The sequence below is a fragment of the Streptomonospora wellingtoniae genome (assembly GCF_031845375.1).
Classification (GTDB): Bacteria; Actinomycetota; Actinomycetes; order Streptosporangiales; family Streptosporangiaceae; genus Streptomonospora; species Streptomonospora wellingtoniae.
Genome location: NZ_JAVREK010000056.1, coordinates 1 through 1,539 on the forward strand (window position 1 = coordinate 1; position 1,539 = coordinate 1,539).

1 rRNA gene is annotated in these 1,539 nt (G+C 58.6%); it reads left to right on the forward strand.

The annotated features are described in order from the left end of the window. Nucleotides 1–1,506: ribosomal RNA gene (locus RM446_RS24585) — 23S ribosomal RNA — on the forward strand; the annotation flags it as partial. Nucleotides 1,507–1,539: the final 33 nt, after the last annotated feature.

The window sequence follows — 1,539 nt, forward strand, 5'->3', positions numbered from 1 at the left end:
CCGAGGGGTGTGTAGGCAAGTGATGGGGTGACGCAGTGGGGTAGCTCTACCCGGCGGTGGTTGTCCGGGGGTAAGCGTGTAGCCCGGGGTGGTGGTAAATCCCTGCCCTGTTGTGGGTGAGGCGTGATGCCGAGCCGTTTTTGGTGAAGTGAGTGATCCCGTGCTGTCGAGAAAAGCCTCTAGCGAGTGCGTGTGCGGCCAGTACCCGAAACCGACGCAGGTGGTCAGGTAGAGTATACCGAGGCGTTCGGGTGATCCGTGGTTAAGGAACTCGGCAAATTGTCCCCGTAACTTTGGGAGAAGGGGAGCCCTGTCCGGTGATCAGGTTTTCCCTGTGAGCTGGGTGGGGTCGCAGATAGCAGGGGGAAGCGACTGTTTATTAAAAACACAGGTCCGTGCGAAGTCGTAAGACGCTGTATACGGACTGACGCCTGCCCGGTGCTGGAACGTTAAGAGGACTGGTTAGCGCCTTTTGGGGTGTGAAGCTGGGAATCTAAGCGCCAGTAAACGGCGGTGGTAACTATAACCATCCTAAGGTAGCGAAATTCCTTGTCGGGTAAGTTCCGACCTGCACGAATGGCGTAACGACTTCCCCGCTGTCTCAACCGCGGGCCCGGTGAAATTGCAGTACGAGTAAAGATGCTCGTTTCGCGCAGCAGGACGGAAAGACCCCGGGACCTTCACTATAGCTTGACATTGGTGTTTGGGATGGTTTGTGTAGGATAGGTGGGAGCCGGTGAAGCTGTCACGCTAGTGGCGGTGGAGGCGTTGGTGAAATACCACTCTGGCTGTTTCGGGCATCTAACCTTGGGCCGTGATCCGGTTCGGGGACAGTGTCTGGTGGGTAGTTTAACTGGGGCGGTTGCCTCCTAAAGGGTAACGGAGGCGCCCAAAGGTTCCCTCGGCCTGGTTGGCAATCAGGTGGTGAGTGTAAGTGCACAAGGGAGCTTGACTGTGAGACGGACGTGTCGAGCAGGTGCGAAAGCAGGGACTAGTGATCCGGCGCCGGCGTGTGGAAGCGGCGTCGCTCAACGGCTAAAAGGTACCCCGGGGATAACAGGCTGATCTTCCCCAAGAGTCCGTATCGACGGGATGGTTTGGCACCTCGATGTCGGCTCGTCGCATCCTGGGGCTGGAGTTGGTCCCAAGGGTTGGGCTGTTCGCCCATTAAAGCGGCACGCGAGCTGGGTTTAGAACGTCGTGAGACAGTTCGGTCCCTATCCGCTGCGCGCGTTGGAGACTTGTGGAGGGCTGTCCCTAGTACGAGAGGACCGGGACGGACGAACCGCTGGTGTGCCAGTTGTTCCGCCAGGGGCATGGCTGGTTGGCTACGTTCGGGAGAGATAACCGCTGAAAGCATCTAAGTGGGAAGCTTGCTTCGAGATGAGGTCTCCTGCCCTGTGGTGGGGGTAAGGCCGCCAGGTGATGACTGGGTTGATAGGCCGGGTGTGGAAGCCTTGTGAGGGGTGGAGCTGACCGGTACTAATAGGCCGAGGGCTTGTCCGCCGTGGATGCTGGGTGCTCGCGCATGCTGTTTTT